At 59.0% G+C, this 22,109-nt stretch carries 19 protein-coding genes; 16 read left to right on the top strand and 3 right to left on the bottom strand.

The genetic code is table 11. The features are described 5' to 3' along the window. The first annotated feature begins 101 nt into the window (after positions 1 to 101). The 9 genes from AC5S3R_RS10365 (at position 102) to murG (ending at position 11,693) form a co-directional block, all read left to right on the top strand. The gene (locus AC5S3R_RS10365; protein ID WP_494266962.1) at positions 102 to 605 is read left to right on the top strand and encodes a cell division protein FtsL; all 504 of its coding nucleotides are present in this window, start codon (positions 102 to 104) and stop codon (positions 603 to 605) included. Between the two features lie 42 nt (positions 606 to 647). Beyond that, positions 648 to 2,924 (top strand): penicillin-binding protein, encoded by a 2,277-nt coding sequence (locus tag AC5S3R_RS10360; protein ID WP_494266961.1) that lies wholly within the window; start codon positions 648 to 650, stop codon positions 2,922 to 2,924. A 40-nt stretch (positions 2,925 to 2,964) separates the two neighbouring features. Next, positions 2,965 to 4,491 (top strand): UDP-N-acetylmuramoyl-L-alanyl-D-glutamate--2,6-diaminopimelate ligase, encoded by a 1,527-nt coding sequence (locus tag AC5S3R_RS10355; protein ID WP_494266960.1) that lies wholly within the window; start codon positions 2,965 to 2,967, stop codon positions 4,489 to 4,491. Beyond that, entirely contained in the window at positions 4,488 to 5,891 is a 1,404-nt protein-coding gene (locus AC5S3R_RS10350; RefSeq protein WP_494266959.1) for a UDP-N-acetylmuramoyl-tripeptide--D-alanyl-D-alanine ligase, read from the top strand. Before AC5S3R_RS10355 ends, AC5S3R_RS10350 begins: the two co-directional genes overlap by 4 nt. 18 nt (positions 5,892 to 5,909) lie before the next feature. Then, on the top strand, positions 5,910 to 6,794 hold the full coding sequence (gene bla / locus AC5S3R_RS10345) for a subclass B3 metallo-beta-lactamase (protein WP_494266958.1): 885 nt from the start codon (positions 5,910 to 5,912) through the stop codon (positions 6,792 to 6,794). Between the two features lie 72 nt (positions 6,795 to 6,866). Next, positions 6,867 to 8,000, top strand: a complete 1,134-nt coding sequence (gene mraY / locus AC5S3R_RS10340) for a phospho-N-acetylmuramoyl-pentapeptide-transferase (RefSeq protein WP_494266957.1) — start codon at positions 6,867 to 6,869, stop codon at positions 7,998 to 8,000. Between the two features lie 98 nt (positions 8,001 to 8,098). Then, complete coding sequence (gene murD / locus AC5S3R_RS10335) at positions 8,099 to 9,505, top strand: UDP-N-acetylmuramoyl-L-alanine--D-glutamate ligase (RefSeq protein WP_494267032.1); 1,407 nt, start codon at positions 8,099 to 8,101, stop codon at positions 9,503 to 9,505. Further along, positions 9,490 to 10,584, top strand: coding sequence for a putative lipid II flippase FtsW (ftsW, locus tag AC5S3R_RS10330; RefSeq protein WP_494266956.1), 1,095 nt, complete (start codon positions 9,490 to 9,492; stop codon positions 10,582 to 10,584). Before murD ends, ftsW begins: the two co-directional genes overlap by 16 nt. A 23-nt stretch (positions 10,585 to 10,607) precedes the next feature. Further along, the gene (gene murG / locus AC5S3R_RS10325) at positions 10,608 to 11,693 is read left to right on the top strand and encodes an undecaprenyldiphospho-muramoylpentapeptide beta-N-acetylglucosaminyltransferase (RefSeq protein ID WP_494266955.1); all 1,086 of its coding nucleotides are present in this window, start codon (positions 10,608 to 10,610) and stop codon (positions 11,691 to 11,693) included. A 191-nt stretch (positions 11,694 to 11,884) separates the two neighbouring features. Here the strand turns inward: murG and AC5S3R_RS10320 are convergent, their stop codons facing one another. Both AC5S3R_RS10320 and AC5S3R_RS10315 read right to left on the bottom strand, forming a co-directional pair. Further along, positions 11,885 to 12,469: a hypothetical protein gene (locus AC5S3R_RS10320; protein WP_494266954.1), complete on the bottom strand. Its 585-nt coding sequence runs from the start codon at positions 12,467 to 12,469 to the stop codon at positions 11,885 to 11,887. Positions 12,470 to 13,302: 833 nt separating this feature from the next. Further along, positions 13,303 to 13,623: a hypothetical protein gene (locus AC5S3R_RS10315; protein ID WP_494266953.1), complete on the bottom strand. Its 321-nt coding sequence runs from the start codon at positions 13,621 to 13,623 to the stop codon at positions 13,303 to 13,305. Positions 13,624 to 13,832: 209 nt separating this feature from the next. Between AC5S3R_RS10315 and murC the strand changes: the two genes are divergently transcribed. From murC to AC5S3R_RS10280, 7 genes are all read left to right on the top strand, one after another. Then, positions 13,833 to 15,272 carry a UDP-N-acetylmuramate--L-alanine ligase gene (gene murC, locus AC5S3R_RS10310; RefSeq protein ID WP_494266952.1) on the top strand — a complete coding sequence of 480 codons (1,440 nt, stop codon included), beginning with the start codon at positions 13,833 to 13,835 and terminating at the stop codon, positions 15,270 to 15,272. A gap of 67 nt (positions 15,273 to 15,339) precedes the next feature. Further along, positions 15,340 to 16,074, top strand: a complete 735-nt coding sequence (locus tag AC5S3R_RS10305; RefSeq protein ID WP_494266951.1) for a hypothetical protein — start codon at positions 15,340 to 15,342, stop codon at positions 16,072 to 16,074. A 115-nt stretch (positions 16,075 to 16,189) separates the two neighbouring features. Continuing rightward, positions 16,190 to 16,525, top strand: a complete 336-nt coding sequence (locus tag AC5S3R_RS10300; protein ID WP_494266950.1) for a type II toxin-antitoxin system RelE/ParE family toxin — start codon at positions 16,190 to 16,192, stop codon at positions 16,523 to 16,525. Next, positions 16,518 to 16,916 carry a helix-turn-helix domain-containing protein gene (locus AC5S3R_RS10295; RefSeq protein ID WP_494266949.1) on the top strand — a complete coding sequence of 133 codons (399 nt, stop codon included), beginning with the start codon at positions 16,518 to 16,520 and terminating at the stop codon, positions 16,914 to 16,916. The genes AC5S3R_RS10300 and AC5S3R_RS10295 overlap by 8 nt, the downstream gene beginning before the upstream one ends. Before the next feature lie 69 nt (positions 16,917 to 16,985). Further along, entirely contained in the window at positions 16,986 to 18,614 is a 1,629-nt protein-coding gene (locus AC5S3R_RS10290; RefSeq protein WP_494266948.1) for a formate--tetrahydrofolate ligase, read from the top strand. Between the two features lie 120 nt (positions 18,615 to 18,734). Then, positions 18,735 to 19,475, top strand: coding sequence for a 3-keto-disaccharide hydrolase (locus tag AC5S3R_RS10285; protein ID WP_494266947.1), 741 nt, complete (start codon positions 18,735 to 18,737; stop codon positions 19,473 to 19,475). 71 nt (positions 19,476 to 19,546) lie between these two features. Continuing rightward, positions 19,547 to 20,986 (top strand): nitronate monooxygenase, encoded by a 1,440-nt coding sequence (locus AC5S3R_RS10280; RefSeq protein ID WP_494266946.1) that lies wholly within the window; start codon positions 19,547 to 19,549, stop codon positions 20,984 to 20,986. 14 nt (positions 20,987 to 21,000) lie between these two features. On the opposite strand, the gene AC5S3R_RS10275 is transcribed toward AC5S3R_RS10280, so the two are convergent. Then, on the bottom strand, positions 21,001 to 21,942 hold the full coding sequence (locus AC5S3R_RS10275; RefSeq protein WP_494266945.1) for a helix-turn-helix domain-containing protein: 942 nt from the start codon (positions 21,940 to 21,942) through the stop codon (positions 21,001 to 21,003). Between the last annotated feature and the right edge of the window lie 167 nt (positions 21,943 to 22,109).

Below are 22,109 nucleotides of genomic sequence, written 5' to 3'. Positions count from 1 at the left end.
GAAAACAGCCTCGGAAATTTTGAGGTCGAAAGTTAAAGCAAGAACAAGCTAAGAGCTAATAGCTAACAGCTAAAAGCTCTCGGCGAAAGCTGAGGTGAACTATGGCGGCAGCAGCAACCACTTATTTCGAGACCGGCCGCAGCGTGAAGTCACGCGCGGCAGAGCGCAACATGGAAGTGCTGGCCAGCCAGCCGGCGCGCCGCCGCGGCGTTCGCACGCCTGAGTTCTACTTCTCCAAGCACTTTGACAACTCGCGCCTCGTCAAGGCGCCGGACCCGGTGCGTGCCCGCGAGATGCGTGTCTTCTCGGCGGCTGTCACCGTATTGTTTACGCTGGTAATGATTTACGGCCTGCAGCACTTCAGCGCCATTGAGAAGTCCTACCGCGTGGAGAGCGAAAAGCAGCAGCTCAACGCGCTGCGCGAAGAGAACCGCCAGCTTCGCCTCGCAGAGGCGCAACTGACGCAGCCCTCGCGCATCGACACCATGGCGAAGACCTACGGCCTTGCCGCTCCACAGCCTGGCCAGGTGGTACATCCCAACGCCGCTGTTGACAACTCGAATTCCGCGCCTTCCATGGCGCAGGTTACAGCGCCTATGCAGTAGTTGGCGTCTGCATCTAACCTGATTTTAGGAGCCACGACCCTGATGCAGACAGCCGCTTTTTCCAACCGCGCCCCCAACCGCTACACGTCACGGAATGATTTTCTTCCGCGATCGATTCCCTTGCGGCGGGCGCGGTTTTGGCTCATCTGCCTCTTCTTTCTCTTCTGGCTCAGCGCCATCGGCGGACGTCTCTTCTGGCTGCAGATTGTTCGACATCATGAATACGCGGAACGGGCTTCCAAGGAGCAGCAGCGCACCTTTGAGGTAGCTCCGCGCCGCGGCGTGCTCTATGACCGCAACCTGCGTGAACTGGCCATGACCGTGCAGGTCGATTCCATCTACGCCGTTCCCACGGAAATTGAAAACAAGAAGCAGGTTGCCGCCACGCTTGCCTCAATTGTGCATGTCGATGCGACGGATGTGCCAACAGGCGAAGAGCAGATTGCTGCGCGCCTCGCAAAGAACAACGGCTTTGCATGGATTGCGCGCCGTGTCTCCCCGGAGGTTTCGGCAAAAATCCACGCTCTCAATCTCAAGGGCATTTACTTCCAGAAGGAATTTCAGCGCTCTTATCCTGACAACCAGATTGCCGCGCAGGTGCTTGGATACGTAGGCATCGATGACACAGGCCTCGGCGGTTTGGAGCAGAAGTACGAAGCGCAACTGCATGGCGTGCCGGGTCACATGCTCACCGCTATGGATGCGCGCCGCCACGTCCTCGGTTCCACAGAAAGCGAACCGCAGCCGGGGCAGAATCTTGTTCTCACCATTGACGAAAACATTCAGTACATGGCCGAGCGCGCTCTCGACCACGTGATGGACCGCACCCATGCGGACAGCGGCACGGTTGTAATTCAGGATGTGCACACCGGGCAGATTCTCGCGCTTGCCATCCGGCCCACGTTTAACCCAAATCAATTCCGCCGCACGACGCCTGCGCTCTTGCGCGACCACGCTGTAAGCGATGTCTACGAGCCCGGCTCGACCTTCAAGCTTGTTGCATATTCGGCTGCGCTCGATGCGGGCGTTGCCAGGCCCGATGACATGGTCGATTGCCAGGGCGGCCAGATTACTCTCGCGGGCCGCGTCATTCACGACAACCAGGGCGAGCATCCCGGCGTCATTCCGGTACACAAGGCGCTTGAAATCTCCAGCGACGTAGGCGCAATCAAGATGGCCCTCAAGGTTGGACAGGACCGCTACAGCCAATACGTTCGCGCCTTCGGCTTCGGCTCGCGCTCTGGCATTGAGCTGCCCGGTGAAACACGCGGTCTGCTGCGTCCCGTGAACAAGTGGGGCCCGTCGTCGATTGGCTCCATCGCCATGGGGCAGGAAATTGCGGTAACCCCTGTGCAGCTCGTCTCCATGGTTTCGACCATCGCCAACGGCGGCACATATCTTCCGCCGCACATCCTCATGCCTGCTCCAAAGCCGGGGGAATCGCCTGTTGCCACTCCCTTCAAAGCAGATAGCCAGCTTCCCAATCCGCTGCCGAACGGCGCGCATCGCGTAATTTCAACGATGGCCGCCGCGCAGATGCGCCAGATGATGGAAGGCGTAGTGCTCTACGGCACCGGCAAAGACGCACAACTGAATGGCTACTCTTCCGGTGGCAAAACCGGCACCGCGCAAAAGGTGGACCCCGCCACGCACAGGTATTCCAAGACGATGCACGTCGCCTCGTTCGCCGGCATCGCGCCGGTCAACAATCCTGTCATCGCCGTGGCTATTGTCATGGACAACCCCAAGGCTGGGTCCTACTATGGCGCTGCGGTTTCGGCCCCTGTCTTTCAGGAAATCGGCCAGGAAGTGCTGGAATATCTCGGCGTGCCGCACGACGAGCAGTTGCGGGCGCAGAAGACGCCCGTTACTACGGGCAAGGCCCTTGCAGAAGACGACCACAGCGACGATCAGGACGTGAACCAGCTCTATGCCGCGGTGAATGACCTCCCCAGCGACGACCCGTTGCGTCAGCAACCCGCGCCGCAGCAAACCCAGCCAGCACCGCAGCCCGCAAAACCCGCAGCAAACACTGTTGCGGTGGCGCAAAAGCCCGCAGCAACAACAGCCGCTCCGCCAGCAACTACGCCCGCAGCGCAAAAAACTCCGCAGCAATCCGCTTCCGTAGTCGTCCCCACGGAGCACAGCCTCAAGGTGCCATCTCTCGTCGGCATGTCGATGCGCCAGGTGATCGTAGCCGCCAGCAGCGCCGGGCTTGAGGTGCAGTTCACAGGCAGCGGTACCGTTCGCGAACAAGCTCCCGCCGCCGGAACCATGGTCACACCCGGCACAAAGATTGTTGTGCGCTGTACGCGTTAGCTGTGCAGAATGAAATAAGCCCTCTACAATCGAGCACAGCATGAAGTGGAACGACCTAATCGCAGAACTCTCGTCGGAAGGTTCCGCAGGCTCATCAGACGCGGAGATTACCGGCATCGAATACGACTCGCGCCGTGTGCGCCCCGGCTCAGTTTTCGTCGCCATGCGCGGCGGAACAACCGACGGCAACCGCTTTGTTGGGAAGGCGATTGCCTCCGGTGCGCTCGGCATCATTACCGATTCCTCGCAGACCTTTGACCATCTGCTTGTTTACAACGCAGGCTTGCCGGTTCTGGAAGTGAACTATGGCCGCCGCGCACTCGCGCAAGCCTCCGCCGCATTCTTCCACCATCCGGAGCACAAGCTTGCAGCCATCGGGATCACCGGAACCAACGGCAAAACAACAACAGCCTTCTTAACGGAATCGCTGTTGAACCACGCACAACGCAAAACAGTTCTCGTCGGCACCATTGAATGCCACATCGCCGGGGAAGTTCGCCCATCGATACACACCACGCCTGAATCCCGCGACCTCTTTGAGCTAATGGCCGAAGGCGCAGAGCGCGGCGCAACCGAGTTGGTCACCGAAGTCTCAAGCCACGGCCTCGATCAGGGCCGCGCAATCGGCGTTGCATTTGACGTAGCAGTCTTCACCAACCTCACACGCGACCATCTCGACTATCACGGTACGATGGCGCATTATTTCGCAGCGAAGCGTCTGCTCTTCGATGGCACACGCTATCCCGCTCCGCGTGTCGCCGTCATCAACGCGCACGACCCGCACGCGGAAGAACTCGCCATCGTCGCACGTAAAGCAGGCGCGGAAGTCCGCATGTATGGCATAGCTCAGGGAGACTGGCGTGCTGCAAGCTACACGCTCACTCCCAGCGGCGCAACCATCGAACTCGAAACCCCCGCAGGCAAAGCAACTGTGCAATCCGCACTCGCGGGCGAAGTCAATATTCTCAACTTGCTCGCCGCATTCACTGCGGCCCACGCACGCGGAGTTGCCTTCGACCAGCTCGTCGCATCCATTCCGCAATTGCAGCCAGTGCCCGGTCGCTTCCAGTCAGTGAACGCAGGCCAGCCTTTCAGTGTGATTGTCGATTACGCGCACACAGATGATGCGCTACGCAATCTCACCGCGCTGGCTCGCAAGAGTGTGAGCAACGGAAGCCGCGTCATCACGCTCTTCGGTTGCGGCGGCGACCGCGACCGCACCAAGCGCCCTAAGATGGGCCAGGCCGCTGGCGAGGGAAGCGATTTCGTCGTTGCCACCAGCGACAACCCACGCTCCGAAGACCCGCTGGCAATCCTTGCCGAAATCGAGCCCGCGCTCAAAGCCACCGGCACGCGCTATATAGTTGAGCCTGACCGCGCCGCCGCCATCAAGCTCGCCATCGAAGCAGCCAAACCCGGCGACGTCGTTCTTCTCGCAGGCAAGGGCCACGAGAAGGAGCAGATCCTCGCCGACCGCACCATTCCTTTTGACGATTCGGAAGTAGCCCGCAAAGCTCTCGCCGAATTCGCTTCCCCTGCAGGTTTAAGTAACGGAGAAACCCAATGAAACTCACCTTGGCGGAAGCCGCAATTGGCGCGGGCGCGGTGCTGGAAGCCCCTTCGAGCATTCCAAATGCAGGAGCGCTTGTCGCGCAGGGCTATTCCATCGACTCGCGCACCATCGCCCCCGGCGAAATCTTCTTCGCTGTACGCGGCGAGCGTTTCGACGGCCATGACTTCATTGCAGGCGCAGTAGAGCGCGGAGCCGTCGCAGCAGTTGTTTCGAAATCGAAGCTATCCTCCTTGTCAGACAAGGCGCTTTCCATCTCGTTGCTCATTGCAGAAGACCCACTGCCCGCACTGCAATCGCTCGCAACGCATGTGCGCCGCCAGTGGGGCAAGCGTGTTGTCGCCATCACCGGCTCCGCAGGCAAGACCACCACAAAGGAAGCAGTTGCCGCAGCGCTGGGCGCAAAGTTCAACGTTCACAAATCGAAAGGCAACCTCAATAATAACTACGGTCTTCCGCTGCAGTTGTTAAAGCTTGAGCCCGAGCATGAAATCGCCGTCATTGAAATGGGCATGAACCACACCGGCGAAATCGAAGTCCTTGCGCGCATCGCCGCGCCGGACTGGGGCGTCATTACCAACGTAGGCACCGCGCACATTGAGAACTTCACCGATGGCCAGTCCGGCATTGCCCGCGCCAAGCTCGAATTGATTACCGCATTGCCTTCCAGCGGCACAGCATTCCTCAATTGCGATGACCCGTATGTCTCGCAGTTTGGCCGCGACTTCTCCGGCAAGGTTGTTTACTACGGAGCAGGCCCCTGCGCCGATCCGCAGATCCTCTCTTCCAGGGAAGACGCAGACGGCGTGCACGTGCATCTCCGCGCACATGCAGACGAAGCCGACCTCACGCTTCATCTGCTCGGTGCGCACAATGCGCTCAACGCAATGGCAGGTCTTGCCGTTGCACTCGAAGCAGGCGTCGAGCTAAGCGCAGCCGTCGCAGCACTCGGCACACTCAGCGCCGGAGACAAGCGCGGAGAAATCCTCGAAATCAACGACGCAACCATTCTCAACGACAGCTACAACTCCAACCCCGAAGCGTTGCGCTCCATGATTCGCACGCTCGCTGCGCGTCCAGGCCGCCGCCGCATTCTTGTTGCGGGAGAGATGCTGGAGCTTGGCGAGCACGGCGCGGAACTGCACGCCGCATGCGGCAAGGCCGCAGCCGAAGCAGGGCTCGACTTCGTAGTGGGCGTGCGCGGTAACGCGGAGCATCTTGTAACCGCCGCCGCCGCCGCGGGCGTTCCCGCGGTCTTCCTTCCCGATGCAGAAGCCGCCGGAAAATGGCTCGCCGCAAATCTGGAGCCAAGCGATGTCGTCCTCATCAAAGGCTCGCGCGGCGTGCATCTGGAGCGCGCCATCGAAATCCTCAGAGCAGCACCCGTGCAGCAGTAATCCATCAGGAGTAGTCCCGTGCGTTTCGTTCGTTCTTTGCTTGCTGCATTCCTGCTATGCCTCTGCGCGCCTGCTTTCTCGCAAGGCGCATTCGCTGTTCAGCCCGAATGGACGCGCCCGCTTCCGCCCTTCCGCATCGCAGGCAATCTCTACTACGTCGGTAGTGAAGACCTGGCGGCATTCCTTCTCGTCACGCAGCAGGGAAACATTCTCATCAACAGCAACCTTGTTTCTTCGCCTCAGCAAATCAAGCACAGCGTAGAAGCGCTTGGCTTTCCCTTCAGCGACATCAAGATACTGCTCATCAGCCACGCGCATTCCGACCATGCAGCAGGGAGCGCGGAAATCCTTCGCATGACGCACACAAAGTATTTTGTGATGGATGCAGATGTGCGTTCCGTCGAGTCCGGTGGCCGCACGGATTTCCGCTTCGGCAGCGATAAGTCCATGTGGTTCCCACCCGCGCACGTGGACCGCGTTCTGCATGACAACGACACCATCAGCCTCGGCAACACCGCGCTCGTTGCGCACCTCACCGCAGGCCACACGCCCGGCACGGTGACTTATACCTTCGACGAAACGGAAGCCGGCAAAACGTTGCATGTGGTCATCGTAGGCAGCCCCAGCGTGCTTGAAAGCTACAAACTCATCGGCAACAAAACCTACCCGCACATCGCAGACGATTTCCTCCACCAGTTCGCCGTGCTCAAATCCCTGCCCTGCGATATTTTTCTCGGTGCGCACGGCAGCTATTTTGACCTGAAGGAAAAATATGCGCGCTTTCAGAAGGGCGACAAAAACGCCTTTGTGGACCCCGCCGGATACACCAGCTTTGTTGCCGAAAGGGAGCAGACCTTCAAGACGAACCTTCAAAGGCAATCCACTGCGCAAATCCGCCCTTAAATTCACAGCCTGGGCAGCGCCGCACCCTGTAAAATCAAGCTGAAACTCGCTATAGCCCCCTCTGGAGGCACTTTGCTCTACTGGCTGCTCTACCAAAAGCTCTATCCGTTCTTTCACCCATTCCGCATCTTTCGCTACGTCACTTTCCGTACCGCCTTTGCGACGGGCACGGCGTTGCTGATTGCGCTCTTTATCGGGCCGTACGTTATCAACAAGCTGCGCGAGTTCCAGATTGGCCAGTACATTCGCGAAGAAGGCCCCAAGTCGCACCAGAAGAAGTCCGGCACGCCGACAATGGGCGGCCTGCTCATCGTCATCGCCATTCTGCTGCCGACGATTCTCTGGTCCGACCCGTCCAACCCATTGGTGTGGATTACGGTCTTCTCCACGCTGGCCTTTGGCGCCGTGGGCTTTGCGGATGACTACATCAAGGTAGTCAAGCGCCGCAATCTCGGTCTCACAGGCCGCGCCAAGCTGCTGGGGCAGGGAATCGCCGCGTTGCTTGTCGTTGCCGCGCTTGCCGTCCTGCAGCAATTCCACATGTTTTCCACGGCGCTGAGCGTGCCGTTTATCAAGAGCTGGCGTCCGGACCTGCTATGGCACTGGCCGCTCACGGTTCCGCATCTCGCCGCGCTTGGCTTCATTCCGTTCGCTGCGTGGGTTGTCTTCGTGCTCATGGGCTCGTCCAACGCCGTCAACCTGACCGACGGCCTCGACGGCCTCGCCATCGGCTGCACTATCATCGCCGCCGGCGCGCTCACCGTGCTCACATACGTCAGTGGTCACGTTGTCTACGCGGACTATCTGGAACTGCAGCGCATGCCGCTGGTGAGCGAACTGACGATCTTCTGCGGCTCCATGGTTGGCGCGTCCATTGGCTTCCTCTGGTACAACGCGCATCCGGCAGAAGTCTTCATGGGCGACGTAGGTTCGCTCGCACTCGGCGGAGCCATCGGCACCGTCGCCATTGAAATCCGGCAGGAGCTATTGCTGCCCTTCATCGGCGGAATCTTCATCATCGAAGCGCTTTCCGTCATGCTCCAGGTGGGCAGTTACAAGCTGCGCAAAAAGCGTATCTTCAAAATGGCGCCCATCCACCACCACTTTGAGCAGCTAGGCTGGGCGGAATCGAAAGTGATTGCGCGCTTCTGGATTGGCGCGCTGGTGTTTGCACTGTTTGCACTCACCACGCTCAAATTGCGTTAGTTTCCTCGCGCCATAGCTGGCGCGGTAGACAATAGATTCATCGGCACCCGGCAACCGCAGCCGGCATGCGGAGAAGTTTCATGACAGACGAGACGGGAATGGACCTGAAAGGCAAAAAAGTCCTGGTCGTGGGCCTGGGGAAATCCGGGCTTGCGGCGGCGCTGTTTCTGCGCCGCCGTGGCGCGCAGGTAACGGTATCCGACGTTCGCAGCGCCGAGGCGCTGGCCAAGGACATCCCCGCGCTGCTGGAAGAAGGCATCAACGTAGAAGCCGGTGGGCATGGCCTGTTGACCTTCCGCAAGCAGGACCTGATTGTCGTCAGCCCCGGTGTTCCGCTCGACACGCCGGAACTGGTGCAGGCACGCAGCATTGGCCGCCCCATCATTGGCGAGCTGGAGCTGGCCGCCCGTTTCCTGCAAGGCAAGGCGCTTGCCATTACCGGCTCCAACGGCAAAACCACCACAACCACGCTCGTCGGCGAAATTCTGAAAGACGCCGGTCTACAAACGCTCGTGGGCGGCAACATCGGTGTTCCGGTCGTTGCCCTCATCGACGAAAGCACGCCGGAAACATGGTCCGTTCTCGAAGTCTCCAGCTTCCAACTTGAGAGCACTCAGGAGTTTCATCCGGAGATCGCTGTCATCCTGAACATCACGCCCGACCACCTGGACCGCCACGGCACGCTCGAAAACTACGCACTGGCGAAGGAGCGCATCTTCACGCGCCAGACCGCGCAAGACTTCCTCGTTCTGAACGCCGACAACGCCCGCGCCGCCGAAACCGCGAAGCGCGCCAGGTCGAATGTCTACTGGTTCTCGCTGGAGCAGAAAGTGGAGCAAGGCGCATGGGTCGAGTCAGGCCAGGTTGTCTTCCGCTCCGCCAAAAACACGCCCGTCGAAACCATCTTGCCGCTCAACAACATCCCGCTCAAGGGCGCGCACAACGTCGAAAACATTCTCGCCGCCGTCTGTGCCACGCGCCTTGCCGGAGCCCCGGTGGCCTCCATCCGCCAGACCATCGAGCACTTCCACGCCGTGGAGCACCGCCTCGAATACGTCGCCACCATCAAGGGTGTCGAATACTACAACGACTCGAAAGCCACCAACGTGGACGCCACCATCAAGGCCATCTCGGCCTTCTCCGGCGGCATCCATCTCATCCTCGGCGGCAAGGACAAGAACTCCGACTACACGCAGCTTGAGCCCTACCTGCGCAAAAGCGTCAAGGCTGTGTACACCATCGGCTCCGCCGCGCAGAAAATTGAATCACAGCTTCGCGGCGTGTTGCCGATACATTCCTGTGAACTCCTGCGTGCGGCGGTGACAGCAGCAGCCGAGGCGGCCAAAGAGGGAGAAATCGTACTGCTAGCCCCCGCCTGTTCCAGCTTTGACCAGTTCGAGAACTACGAGCAGCGCGGCCGCGTCTTCAAGGAACTCGTCTTTGAACGCAAAGCGTGGGCAGGCCAGAATCCCAGTCAGGACCCCAAGGTATGGCAAAACGCGTAGGCGCTGACAAGTGGATCTTCTTCACCACGCTGTTGCTGGTCATCGTGGGACTGGCAATGGTCTTCTCCGCGTCTGCCGTCGTCTCGCAAGCCCACTACAACAACCCGTACATTGATACCGTGCGCCAAGCCTGCTGGGCACTCGCGGGCATGTTCGCCATGGTCATCCTCATGCGCGTGGACTACTCCCACTACAACTCCCCGCGCTTCATCTTTCCCGCGCTGTGCCTCTCCACGGTCCTGCTGGTGCTGGTGTTTTTCATGCACGCTTCGCACAACACCCACCGCTGGATTCGCTTCGGAGGACAGTTCACCTTCCAGCCGTCAGAGATCGCCAAGCCTGTCCTGATTCTCTTCCTCGCATGGTTTCTCTCCACGCGCCTCGACAAGATGCGCGACTGGAAGAACACTCTCCTGCGCGCCGCCATCGTCCCGGTCGTCTTCATCCTGCTCATCGTCAAGCAGCCCGACCTCGGCACCGCGCTCGTTCTCGCCGGCGTCACCGCGCTCATGCTCATCCTCGCCGGCATGGAGTGGAAATATCTTCTCGCCGGCATCGTCGCCGCACTCCCCGGTCTCTTTATACTGCTCTTCAAGGTAGCGTGGCGCCGTCAGCGCATGCTCACCTTCCTCAATCCGGACTCGGACCCGCAAGGAGCAGGCTTCCACATCAACCAGTCGCTCATTGCCGTGGGCGCGGGAGGCCTCACCGGGCGCGGATTCATGGAAGGCATGCAGAAGCTCTTCTACCTCCCGGAATCCTCCACCGACTTCATCTTTGCTAACATTGCAGAAGAGCTAGGCTTCATCGGCGCCATCGCCATCGTCCTGCTCTTCGTGCTCTTCGCCTATCGCGGTTTGCGCGTCGCCTTCAAAGTGCAGGACCCATTTGCGCGCCTCACCGCCTTTGGCATTACAGTAGCCCTGCTGTTGCAGGCGTTTTTCAATATCAGTGTTGTGCTTTCGCTTGTGCCAACCAAGGGAATTCCGCTGCCGCTCATTTCATCCGGGGGCACATCGGTTTTTTTCACCCTTGCCGGCATCGGCATTTTGCTGAATATCTCACGTAAAGTGGATTAAAGACGAGTAAGAAAGGGTAAACCTTGGGCCAGGTACGCGTTCTTATCGCCGGGGGTGGAACCGGCGGCCATATCATTCCCGCTCTCGCTGTTGCGCATGAGCTTGTAACGCGTTATCAGGCAGATGTGCTCTTCGTCGGCACACCGCGCGGCATGGAAAGCCGTCTCGTCCCCGCTGCAGGCTTCAAGCTGCGGCTCATTCAGGTCGGCCCGCTCAACAACGTCTCTCTCCTCACGCGCCTGCGCACGCTCATGAGCCTGCCCGCCGCCATCTCCAACTGCAAGCGCATCCTCCGCGAGTTCCGCGCCAACGCCGTCTTCGGCGTCGGCGGCTACGCCTCCGGTCCGGGCACCATCGCCGGCCTGCAGCTCAAAATCCCCACCATGGTCTTTGAGCCCAACGCCATGCCCGGAATGGCCAACCGCAAAATCGGCAAGCGCGTACAGGCCGCTGCAGTAAATTTCCCGCAGGCCGCTGCATGGTTCAACAACGCGGAAGTAACCGGCATCCCCGTCCGCCCGGAGTTCTTCTCGCTCGCCCCCCCGCCGTCCCAGCTGCCGCACCTGCTCATCTTCGGCGGATCGCAGGGCGCACGCCTCTTCAACAACACCCTGCCAAAAATCGCTCCCGCGCTGCTCGAAGCCGTTCCCGGTCTCACCATCCTCCACCAGGCCGGAGCCAAAAATGGCGAAGCCACCGAAGCAGCCTACAAAGCCACCGGAGCCGACCCCTCCCGCTGGTCCGTTCTCCCTTTTCTTGACGACATGCCCGCGCGCTTTGCAGCCGCTCATCTCGTCATGGCCCGCAGCGGAGCCTCCACCGTAGCCGAGCTGGCCGCCGCCGGAAAGCCAGCCCTGCTCGTCCCCTTCGCCGCCGCTGCCGATAGCCACCAGCTCCGCAACGCCGAAGCCCTGGAACAGGCCGGAGCCGCAGAGCTGCTGGAAGAACCGGAGCTTGTAAGCGAACCAACGCGCCTGCTGGAAAGCCTGGTGGGCCTGCTCCAATCCCCGGCCCGCCTTGCCGCCATGTCGCAGGCCGCCAAGACACAGGCCCACCCCGACGCCGCCGCGAAGATAGCAGATCGCCTAGCCACCCTCGCCCAAGCCTGAAAATAGGGAATAGGGAATAGGGAATAGGCGTGGGATGCAGCTCCACGCATCTTCCGTGCCCCATCCTTGCGATTTTTTCTATCGCAAGGGTGGAATACCTCAAAAGCCAGCCTGAAAATACATCCCAAAAAAGCAAAGGCCCGTTTGCCGAAGCAAACGGGCCTTTTGATTAACCCCAAGGGGTTCAGGGCTTAGCGGTGTCCGCCGCCATGGCCGCCACCACCAAAGTGGCCGCCGCCACCGAATCCGCCGGCATGTCCGCCGCCGAAGCCGCCACCCATATGGCCGCCACCGAAGCCACCACCACCCACATGGCCGCCGCCGTAGTTGCCACCACCGAAGTGGTTACCGCCGCCAACGTAGCCGCCGCCAGGGCGTCCACCGTATCCGGGGCGATATCCGCCGCCGTAGCCGTAGCCCGGACGTCCGCCGTAGCCATATCCACCGCGGTATCCATAGCCGTAGCCGCCGCGATAGCCGCCGTACCATCCACGGCCGCCCCAGCCACCGTAGCCCCAGCGGTACCACGGGCCGGCGCCGATAAAGATGCCGTTCGCGAACCAGTCAGAGCCGTAGTAGCCATAAGGAGCGCAGGAATACGGGTAATAGGGGTAATATCCGTAGTCGCAGACCGGAGGTCCATAGGCATAAGGAGCGGCAACAACAGCCGGGCCAAAGCCTACGCCTACAGCGATCTGTGCGTTAGCCTTGGGCGCTGCTGCCGTCAATCCAAGCGCCACAAGAGCCGCTGCCAGAACTAGGCGAAACTTTTTCATAACAAACCCTCCTCGTGCTGCCCTCATTGGGTCCCGGAGGCTGTCCTCCGCTTAGTCTCAGCACCGCCGTCACGTTCTTCTGTGCCGGCCTTCACTTGTTCAAACAGCAGTTGCGGAAATTAGTTGCGGTGCGCTTTCTAATTTCCTTTTTTCTGCCGTTTCCTCCAAGTAACCGTACGTATATATAGATGCAGCAAACCTCTGCAAGAGCGCAAAACCGGGCATTCGCAAAAATATCTCTTCTGGCACCCCATCTCCGGTTCTCCCGCAAAATCAAGCGGGTGCCCCCGGTCCCTAGCATTTGGGGACCGGGGATACTCATACCGAAAGTTCTCCCCATCCCGTTTTCCCAAAATAATTTCCAAATCTGTGGATAACTCTTGCGCTCAATTAACCCCTTTTGTGCCACACTAACAATGAGCAGCAGAAACGGCCCGATTCCATTGGAATCGGGCCGTTCTGTTTTAAGGACCAGAAGAGGGTACCCCCCTCCCCCCCTCTTAATACTGGGACTGTGAGACTGTAGACCCACAATCCAAGCCAGAAAAAAAGGAAAGAATTTTTATTTTTCCGCAAAGTAACCACTTTTCGCCGACCTATTAACGAAAAGGTAAATACTTAATACCGTAGTTATCTATTTAATTTTCAAAATGTTACATGGGATTCGGTGGTGCTGGATCAAATGGACCGCAAGGGTAGGCCGGGGGAATTTATCCCCGGCAATTAGCGGTACTCAAATAAAGAGCGGCCTCTCCCAGGACCCGTTCGGGAGAGGCCGTTTCCGATCGACGCAAAGTTAGGGGGATCGGACTTGCAAACGCAATCACCGCCATTTAGCGGCGCCATCCGCGATATCCGCCACGATATCCGTGGTATCCGCCGTAGTACCCATGACCACCCCAGCGTCCCACCACCACCGGGCCGCCCACGTAGTTCCAGTAGCCCGGAACCCACACGCGATAGGGGTTATAGTAGCCAGCAACCCACGCATATCCCGGCCCAGGGCTCGGAGGAATATAAGCCACCGGAGCCACCACCGGGCCACCGAAGCCAACCGCTACATGAACACGGGCCGCATTCGCCTTCGCCGTTCCCATACCCAGCGTTGCCGCGGCCAGCGCCGCACCCAATACCCATTTTCCAAGCGTTTTCATAACCTCTCCCTTCCACGGTCTTAAATCTAAAAAGCCGTCCGGTCATCCTTTGAGGCTTCCTTCTACCGGAGCCTCAAAGCCATTCCGGTTACGTTCAGCTAAACAGCAGTTTCGGAAAGATGTTGCGGTCTTCCCGAAAAAATATTCCCCACAACTTTTGCCAAAAGCATGGGTTAGCCGCGCCTTCCCCTGTACCCTGATACCAAACCATGTTCGCCACCTCTCAGCACGCACACTTCATAGGCATTGGCGGAATCGGCATGAGCGGCATCGCCGAAATCCTCCTCACGCAGCACTTCAAAGTCTCCGGCTCCGACCTCAGGCGCTCCGCCGTCACCGACCGCCTCGAAAAACTCGGCGCAACCATCTATGAAGGCCACAACGCCGCCAACATCGCCGGAGCAACGGTAGTAGTGACCAGCTCTGCCGTCAGCCCCGCCAATCCTGAAGTGGTAGAAGCCCGTGCTCGCAAAATCCCCGTCATCCAGCGCGCGGAGATGCTGGCCGAACTGATGCGCCTCAAATTCGGCATCGCCATCGCCGGCATGCACGGCAAAACCACGACCACCAGCATGGTTGCCAGCGCTCTAACCGCCGGCGGCCTCGACCCGACCATCGTCGTAGGAGGCCGCGTAGACGCCCTCGGCTCCAACGCCCGGCAGGGAACAACGCAGTATCTCGTAGCCGAAGCCGACGAAAGCGACCGCTCGTTCCTCAAGCTCTCGCCCATCCTCGCCGTCGTCACCAACCTCGACCGCGAGCACATGGACACCTACGCCGACATGGCCGACGTGGAACAAGCCTTCGTGGACTTCATGAACAAGGTGCCCTTCTACGGCGCCGTAACAACATGTGCGGACAACCCGCAGCTGGCGGCAATCCTGCCCCGCGTCCAGCGCCGCGTGCTCACCTACGGCGAAAGCGCCTCAGCCGATTACCGTATAGAAATGCTGCCCACGGATGGAGCGGGACTCATCCATGACTCCGATGGAGCCGCAACGGAGGGAGCAAGGGGCTTCAGCCCCGGACCAAACCGAATCCTCAGCCGCTTTCAGGTCACCGTTGCCGGAACCATCCTCGGCCCATTCGAGTTGCACGTCCCCGGCCGCCACAACGTCCTCAACGCGACAGCGGCAGTGGCCATCGCGCACCAGTTGGAAGTCCCCGCAGGAAAAATCGCCGAAGGCCTCCGCAACTTCCGCGGAGTAGACCGCCGTTTCCAGCAGCGCGGCGTAGTCCGCGGCATCACAGTAATAGACGACTACGGCCACCACCCCACGGAAATCCGCGCCACCCTGCAAGCCGCCCGCCAATGCGGCTTCAAGCGCATCCACGTAGTCTTCCAGCCGCACCGCTACACCCGCACCCGCGACCTGATTGACGACTTCGCTGGAGCTTTTAGCGCAGCCGACAGCGTATTCGTACTCCCCATCTATGCCGCCAGCGAAGAGCCCATCGCAGGCATAACAGCAGAGAGTCTAGCTACTCGAATCACCAGCCCCAAAGCACAGTTCGTAGCAGATTTCCCCGCAGCATTGGCAGCCGTAACTAAAGCCGCCGCTGAAGGCGACTTAATCCTAACGCTAGGCGCAGGCAACGTAAGCCAACTAGCCCCGCAGATTGTGGATGCATTGGGGGAGTCAGAGTAAGTTAAGAAGTAAGCTAGCGAAAGCGTGACCCGCCGGTGATGCTATTAAGATCGGCATAAGCAAATAGATGGGGAGAGCAGTTAACAGCGGCGGATGTTGGGCAGCTTCGCTCGGCGGATGCGGGGGTGGCATCAGCCATGAGCATCTTGTATCCAAATGCGTGTTCTCAGATCAGTCGATATTCGTGAAGGGGCTCGATTGGTGTCTTGACGAACCCAAAGAAGTCCGCATAGAAACGCTGACCGCAAAGATACTTTGCAAGGATCACAACTCCGCATTGAGCGAGCTAGATTCCGAAGCGGGTGGCGCATTCGATGCCGTTCGGGATTTTGCGCGGACAAAGACTGACCGCGAAAAGATGCCATACATAAATTGGGCGCCCAAACAGCTCACGGTTGACAGTCGCAAACTAGAGCGATGGTGCCTCAAGACGCTGCTCAATTTTAGCTTCGGTAGAAACCTAATCATCGGTCCCGGTGCGCACGAGCCGGGGACGGTTCCCGTCGAACTAGCGAGAGTTGCCTTTGGCCTTGAAGAGTTCGATGCCGGGCGCGGCATCTATATAGCGTTCAGGCAAGGGGAAACTTTAGATTTTGATGACCACTTTAATTATGTTGCAAAGGCGCACGACTCACATCTTGCGATGGGTTCATTTAGACTTTGTGGGCTTCGCTTTTATTTGAACCTGTTCCCGATTGTGGGAGAAATGTTAGGCAGGATAGAAGAGTCGGATGTTTTCTATCGCAAAACTCATTTCAATCAGCCGATAGGTAATAGCCTTCTTCAGCTGTCAATCACTTGAATTGAAAGGGCTGTTCCGGGTGGGATAGCACTGCAAATTGCATCTATTCCAAAACTGGCATAAGCTGGCAGAAATGCCACCCACGGACAAATCCGGGCCGAAGCCGCTTGTCTGGATGGGTGATTCGCTCGACACTCTGCAGAGCTTTCCTGAAGACGTGAAGGATGAGATCGGCTTCGCGCTTTTTCAAGCGCAGACAGGCAAGAAGCATCCGAAAGCAAAGCCATTGAAGGGCATTGGTACAGGTGTTTTGGAAGTTGTATCTGACCACAGAGGAGATACTTTCCGAGCGGTCTATACCGTTCGGCTGGCAGACAAGGTTTATGTCCTGCACACCTTCCAGAAGAAATCGAAATCCGGCATCGCCACACCAAAGTCAGAAATGGACTTGGTGAAACAACGTCTCAAGCGCGCAATCGAAATGCATGGAGAGGAGAACCATCATGCCTAAACGCGACTACATCGAAGGCAGCGCGAATGTCTTTGCCGATCTCGGTTTTGCCGACGCCGAAGAACGGCTGGCGAAGGCCGAACTCGCGCAGAAAATCGGAGATATCCTCCGTGCGCGGCGGCTCACGCAAGTACAGGCTGCGGAACTGCTGGGAGTGGACCAGCCCAAGGTTTCCGCGCTGCTCTGTGGCCAGCTTTCCCGTTTTTCCATCGAGAAGCTGATGCGGTTTCTCCTCAGCCTTGGTCAAGACGTATCTATCACCATTAAACCCCATCGCAAAGCACGCACGAAATTGCCAACGAACCAGCATTTAGCGGCATCCGGTAGAGGCCGATTAACCGTGGAAGAAGTTGCAGCCGCAAAAGCGCACAAGCAGCGTACCGCCGCTTGATCTCCGAACCCCGCACGCAACAGATATCCTTAAAGCAGTGCATTTGTTGAACCCCTCGAAGGATATAGAGTGAAGAAATCCCTGCTCCCTATTGAACAAGTAGCCGCCAAGCTGGACCTGACGGAAGACCTCTACGAAAAGCGCAGCCCGGTTAGCGCGAAGCTCAGCCTGAACCTGCTCAAAGACCCGCAGTTCCGCCGCAACGGGAAGCTGGTGCTGGTAACAGCCACTACGCCAACCGTCTCCGGCGAGGGCAAAACCGTTACCTCCATTGGACTGGCGCAGGGCCTCGAGAAAATCGGCAAGCGCGCCGTGCTCACCTCCCGCGAGCCGTCCCTTGGCCCGGTCTTTGGCATGAAGGGCGGCGCAGCCGGCGGCGGCCGCTCGCAAGTGGAGCCAGCGGAGAAGATCAATCTCCACTTCCACGGCGACTTTCATGCGATTACCTCCGCGCACAACCTTCTGGCCGCGCTCATCGATTCGCACATGTTTCACGGCAATGAGCTGGACCTCGATCCGGACGGCATTACATGGCCGCGCACACTGGACATGAACGACCGCGCCCTGCGCCGCATCACCGTCGGCGTTACAGAACCTGGCAAGAAGCAGCGCGACGGCAGCAACCGCCCCAGCGGCTTCCTCATCACGGCGGCTTCGGAGATCATGGCCATCCTCGCGCTTGCCAAAGACCGCGAAGACCTGCGCGCTCGCCTCGCACGCATCGTCATTGGTCAGGACCGCAAAGGAAACCCAGTGCGTGCCGCCGACCTGAATGCCACCGGTCCCATGATGGCCCTGCTGCATGAAGCGCTGCTGCCCAATCTTGCGCAAACCACCGAAGGCACGCCCGCCATGGTGCATTGCGGCCCGTTCGCTAACATCGCGCATGGCACCAGCTCTGTTGTCTCGCAAAAGATGGGCATGCAGATAGCCGACTATGCAGTGAACGAAACCGGCTTCGCTTCGGACCTGGGCTTTGAAAAGTACATGGACCTGGTAAGCCCCATCTCCGGCATCAAGCCTTCCGCGGCGGTGCTTGTAACCACGGTGCAGAGCGTGAAGCAGCAAGGCGAAGGCAGCCTCGAACAAGGCTTCGCGAACCTCGAAAAGCACATCGCCATTGTGCGCGGCTTTGGATTGCCTGTAGTAGTCGCTATCAATCAATTTCCCAATGACACCGCAACGGAGCTCGACACGCTACGCACCTTCTGCAAGGCGCACGGGGCGGAGTTCGCGCTCTCCGAGGCGTATGCCAAGGGCGCGGAAGGCGCAGTGGAGTTAGCGCAGAAGGTCGTCGAAGTCCTCGAAGCCAACCCTAATCCTGAACTGACGACCACCTACGATTTCAACGACCCAGTGCTCGAAAAAATCACCAAGGTGGCAAAGAAAATCTACGGCGCGGATGATGTGGAGCTAAGCGAGCGTGCCAAGGAAAGCCTTGCCCGCTTCACACGCTGGGGCTTTGGTGAACTGCCCATCTGTATCGCAAAAACACAGTACTCGCTGAGTGACGACCCGAAGCGTCTCGGTGCGCCCACAGGCTGGACGCTTCACATCACGGACATCGCGCTTTCCGCCGGCGCAGGCTTTCTCGTCGTCATCTCCGGCGCAATGATGCTTATGCCCGGCCTGCCCAAAGTCTCCCGCGCACTGGCAATCGACGTAGACGAAGACGGCGAAATCACAGGCATGTCATAGCTGTCAGGACGAAGATTGAAGCAATCGACCTTCGTCCTCACTCACATTGCATTTGTAATTTGCCTACATCCGCCAGCCGCGACGATAATTCTCGCAACTCAAAAAGAGGCGGAACAACGAATGCGAATTGCAGGCGCAGTAGGTGCGGCATGGTTGTTGAGTGCAGTGATGGCAGTAGGACAGGCACCGGATATTCCCAGGCACGGCCACGGCATCAAGCTCTTTAACGGCAAGGACCTCAAAGGATTCGATACCTTCATTACCGATGAAGGCCTGAACTCCGACCCCAAGCACGTCTTCACCGTGGAGAACGGCGTAGTGCATGTCTCTGGTACGGAGATGGGTTACTTCATTACGCAGAAGGAGTACTCCAACTACTATCTCCGCGCCGAGTTCAAATGGGGCGAAGGCACCTTCGGCTCACGCAAGGGGCAAGCGCGCGACAGCGGCATTCTCTACAACATCCAGGGACCGAACAAGGTATGGCCTCGTTCGGTTGAATTCCAGATTAACGAAGCCTGCACGGGCGACTTCTGGATGACCGACGGAGGAGCGTTGACCGGCAAGGACGGCAAGCGCGTAACGGGACCGGAAGGGAAGGCGCTCAACATCGATCGCTTCAACAAGGGGCCTGTCCAGAACGTAGCCGGCTATCGCGACCCGGTGAATGAGCTGGAAAAACCGCACGGCGAATGGAACGTTGTGGAACTGGTGAACCGCGACGGCCATATCTGGCAATACGTCAACGGCAAGCTGGCCAACGAAGGGACGGATGCATTTCCGCTGAGCGGCAAAATTCTCTTCCAATCCGAAGGCGCAGAGATTTATTTCCGCAACATGGTGCTGTATCCGCTGAAGTAATCATGCTGTGAGGTGCGGCACGGTACTAGCTGTCACAGCACACCCCGGTCCGGGTATGAAACAATTTATGAATGTTTCAGCTTCCTCGGATTATTCAAGGCGGTATGGGTGTTGGAGTGTCAAACTGGCGTCTGGCACACTCCGTGTCGCGGCTCAAGCAGCTTGGCGTAGTGTCAGGCACAGCGCTCGATACGCTTTTTGCGCGGCGCCTTGCCGATGGCGACAGGAACGGAGCCATGCGCCGCGCTCTCGATGCGTTTCCTTTTCCGGCGATGGCACAGCGGATATGGGATGAATTTTTCATCTCCGGCGGCAAGAGCGTAGACAAGCCCTTCCGGCACGCGCCAAATCACAGGTTTCAGCCGTCACGCAAGCTGGTTGAGCTGTGCATCGTAGCCAACTTCGCGGAGGTTTTTCTCGCACGCGAAGGCCATGACAATCCGGTAGGCATCAATTTTCTGGAGAAAGTACAGCTTCCACATCTGCCTTCCATTTACGGAGCCATGCTGGCCGGTGTCAGCTACGTGCTCATGGGCGCGGGCATCCCGCTGCACATCCCCGGCGTGCTGGACGCCTACGCAGCGCAGCAGCCCGGCGAGTACAAGCTCGCGGTGGCAGGCTCCTCGCCGGAGTTCGATACGAAGATGCGCTTCAACCCGGCGGACTATATTGAAGGCCCACTCCCACATCTGACGCGGCCCAGCTTCCTGGCTATCGTATCGTCGAACACGCTGGCCGCAACCATGCTGCGGCGCGCCTCTGGCGTGGTCGATGGCTTTGTTATCGAAAGCCCAACAGCGGGCGGGCACAATGCGCCGCCGCGCGGCAAGATGCAGCTCAACGAAGCAGGCGAACCCATCTACGGCGAGCGGGACCGCGTGGACCTGGCCGAAATGCGCGCTCTTGGCAAGCCGTTCTGGCTTGCCGGAGGCTACGGCAGCCCGCACAAGCTGCAGGAGGCCTTGCAGGAAGGCGCTGCGGGCATACAGGTAGGCACAGGCTTTGCGCTGAGTGAGGAATCCGGGCTGCGTGAAGACCTGAAGCAGAAGTTTATGGCGCAGGCCATTGCTGGAGATAGCTCCGTTCTGACCGACCCGCTGGCTTCTCCCACCGGCTTCCCCTTCAAAGTGGCGCAAGCAGAGGGAACCCTCTCTGAATCGGCGGTGTATGAAGCACGGCAGCGCGTCTGCGACCTTGGCTATCTTCGCGAAGCATACGTAACGGCTAACGGAACCATTGACTACCGCTGCGCAGCCGAGCCAGTGAATAACTACGTGGCAAAAGGCGGCGCGGTGGAAGACACCGGAGGCCGCAAATGCCTGTGCAATGCGTTGCTGGCTAACGTCGGCTATCCGCAACTGCGCAAAGATGGTTCTGTTGAGCAGGCGCTGGTAACGATCGGAGATGACCTCAGCTCCGCAGTACAATTTCTTGCTCCGGGAGCAACGTCTTACACGGCTGCGGATGTGGTTGATACGCTACTCGGCACTCGAAAGGACACCGACGCTTAGGAAGTTAGCGCGGACTAGGCGCTCTTTCTCCACTCGCCCGGCGTTGCGCCTACGCGTTCGCGGAAGGCTCGCACAAAATTCGTCGGCGTACGGAAGCCTGCAAGCCCCGCAATCGACTGCACGGAAAATGCCGTTGATTGCAAAAGCTCCTTGGCGCGCTCCATGCGCTGGTCAAGCAGGTACTGATACGGCGTGCTTCCTGTAGTATTGCGGAACTCGTGCGCAAAGTGAAACGCGCTCAGGTTCAGCTCGTTCGCGATCTGCTCCAGCCGCAAATCCTCGGCCAGATGCTCGCGCATAAACTCCATCACCCGCCGAAGCTGGCCCAGGCTTAGCCCGCCCTTTGCGCCCGGCGCGGCAACTGCATCAGAGGCATACCGCCGCAACAGCAGCGAGCCCACGCCCATTGCCAGCAGCTCCGCATAGAGCTGCCCCAGTGGCCAGTCCTGCCCGGCCTCGCGCCCCATTTCGGCAATCAGGTAGCCGATGGAAGCGTCACGAAAATCCCAGCGTGTTGCAAAATCGACAGGCCGTTTCACATCGAGTTTTTCCGCGTAATCCCCAAGCCATTCCGGCCGAACCGACACAATCAACCGCTCAGAAGCGCCGTTCCACACCAGCCTGTCAGCGGTTCCCGGCGCAATCAGAATCATCGACCCCGGCCGCGAACGCACCATTTCATTTTTCTGTTCGGACCACCACTCAAAGCCCGCCTCGCCGCCCGTTTGCAGGTGCAGGCACAGGTCCATGTGTTCATGCGCCGGAACCTCGCTTGGCAGCACGGTATGCTGCTCAATCAAAATTCCCGACCACGGCTGCTTTTTCTTCGATCCGGCAGGCTTGCCATCCTGAACCAGCGGCATCAACGGCACAATCTCGCCGTTGCGCAGAACAGAAATCCGCTCGGGAGTCTGCTCCACGCCAGCCACCGCCGTATTGTTCGCCTTCCGAGCCATGATGGAACCGCCCAAATCTCCGCAGGAATTGCATGCTGTTTCTGGCAGCAATTCCACAGAGCAACTTGATACTTAGATTGTAGAAAATCCCCGCGCGACGGTCTTTATTTCTTTTGCGTGTGTAACCCTAAAGTTTTCCAGTTCTTGCGTTTTTAAGGAGCAGCGTC

Source organism: Occallatibacter sp. FHG110214_02 (assembly GCF_059115385.1).
This window is presented reverse-complemented; position numbering and strand designations above follow the sequence as displayed.

What these genes read in the sequence shown, in the direction of transcription:
- AC5S3R_RS10365 (WP_494266962.1), top strand. Translation starts at nt 102, where the DNA reads ATGGCGGCAGCAGCAACCACTTATTTCGAGACCGGCCGCAGCGTGAAG.
- AC5S3R_RS10360 (WP_494266961.1), top strand. Translation starts at nt 648, where the DNA reads ATGCAGACAGCCGCTTTTTCCAACCGCGCCCCCAACCGCTACACGTCA.
- AC5S3R_RS10355 (WP_494266960.1), top strand. Translation starts at nt 2,965, where the DNA reads ATGAAGTGGAACGACCTAATCGCAGAACTCTCGTCGGAAGGTTCCGCA.
- AC5S3R_RS10350 (WP_494266959.1), top strand. Translation starts at nt 4,488, where the DNA reads ATGAAACTCACCTTGGCGGAAGCCGCAATTGGCGCGGGCGCGGTGCTG.
- murD (WP_494267032.1), top strand. Translation starts at nt 8,099, where the DNA reads ATGGACCTGAAAGGCAAAAAAGTCCTGGTCGTGGGCCTGGGGAAATCC.
- ftsW (WP_494266956.1), top strand. Translation starts at nt 9,490, where the DNA reads ATGGCAAAACGCGTAGGCGCTGACAAGTGGATCTTCTTCACCACGCTG.
- AC5S3R_RS10320 (WP_494266954.1), bottom strand. Translation starts at nt 12,469, where the DNA reads ATGAAAAAGTTTCGCCTAGTTCTGGCAGCGGCTCTTGTGGCGCTTGGA.
- AC5S3R_RS10315 (WP_494266953.1), bottom strand. Translation starts at nt 13,623, where the DNA reads ATGAAAACGCTTGGAAAATGGGTATTGGGTGCGGCGCTGGCCGCGGCA.
- murC (WP_494266952.1), top strand. Translation starts at nt 13,833, where the DNA reads ATGTTCGCCACCTCTCAGCACGCACACTTCATAGGCATTGGCGGAATC.
- AC5S3R_RS10305 (WP_494266951.1), top strand. Translation starts at nt 15,340, where the DNA reads ATGGGGAGAGCAGTTAACAGCGGCGGATGTTGGGCAGCTTCGCTCGGC.
- AC5S3R_RS10300 (WP_494266950.1), top strand. Translation starts at nt 16,190, where the DNA reads ATGGGTGATTCGCTCGACACTCTGCAGAGCTTTCCTGAAGACGTGAAG.
- AC5S3R_RS10295 (WP_494266949.1), top strand. Translation starts at nt 16,518, where the DNA reads ATGCCTAAACGCGACTACATCGAAGGCAGCGCGAATGTCTTTGCCGAT.
- AC5S3R_RS10285 (WP_494266947.1), top strand. Translation starts at nt 18,735, where the DNA reads ATGCGAATTGCAGGCGCAGTAGGTGCGGCATGGTTGTTGAGTGCAGTG.
- AC5S3R_RS10280 (WP_494266946.1), top strand. Translation starts at nt 19,547, where the DNA reads ATGTTTCAGCTTCCTCGGATTATTCAAGGCGGTATGGGTGTTGGAGTG.
- AC5S3R_RS10275 (WP_494266945.1), bottom strand. Translation starts at nt 21,942, where the DNA reads ATGGCTCGGAAGGCGAACAATACGGCGGTGGCTGGCGTGGAGCAGACT.